Source organism: Neisseria sp. P0001.S005, from assembly GCF_051963715.1.
This window is the reverse complement of record NZ_JBQCTZ010000446.1, coordinates 1-881: the sequence shown is the minus strand read 5'-3', so window position 1 is coordinate 881 and position 881 is coordinate 1. Positions and strand designations below refer to the sequence as shown.

Below are 881 nucleotides of genomic sequence, written 5' to 3'. Positions count from 1 at the left end.
AAAGCCAAACAAATTTGCCCGAATGCTGCTTTTATCAAAGATCCGTTTGAGCTGGTTCAACATCAAGATGTTGATGTCGTTGTTGAATTGTTTGGCGGTACCGGTATTGCCAAAGATGCGGTATTAAAAGCGATTGAAAACGGCAAACACATTGTTACTGCCAATAAAAAACTGTTAGCTGAATACGGCAATGAAATTTTCCCTTTGGCAGAAGAAAAAAATGTCATGGTGCAATTTGAAGCTGCTGTTGCCGGCGGTATCCCTATCATCAAGGCTTTGCGTGAAGGATTGGCTGCAAACCAAATTCGCAGTATCGCCGGTATTATTAATGGTACCAGCAACTTTATTCTTACTGAAATGCGTGAAAAAGGCAGCGCGTTTGCAGACGTATTGAAAGAAGCTCAGGCTTTGGGCTATGCAGAAGCTGACCCCACTTTTGATATCGAAGGTCATGATGCCGGCCATAAAATCACCATCATGAGCGCATTGGCATTCGGTACACCGATGAACTTTTCTGCCTGCTATTTGGAAGGCATCAGCAAACTCGATAGTCGCGATATCAAATACGCTGAAGAGTTTGGCTATCGCATCAAATTGTTGGGTATTACCCGTAAAACCGACAAAGGCATCGAGTTGCGTGTACACCCTACTCTGATTCCTGAAAGCCGTCTGCTGGCCAACGTTAATGGCGTGATGAATGCTGTCCGTGTCAATGCCGATATGGTTGGAGAAACCTTGTATTATGGTGCGGGCGCCGGTGCATTGCCGACTGCTTCTGCCGTGGTTGCAGACATTATTGATATCGCCCGCCTGATTGAAGCGGAAACTGACCATCGTGTTCCTCACTTGGCATTCCAGCCTTCACAAGTTCAAGCGCAAAA

At 45.7% G+C, this 881-nt stretch carries 1 protein-coding gene; it reads left to right on the top strand.

Annotated elements, in window-relative coordinates; genetic code table 11:
- Window positions 1-881 (top strand): homoserine dehydrogenase (locus ACTHSP_RS20940; RefSeq protein WP_440346879.1); only part of this gene is annotated, 881 nt, incomplete at both ends.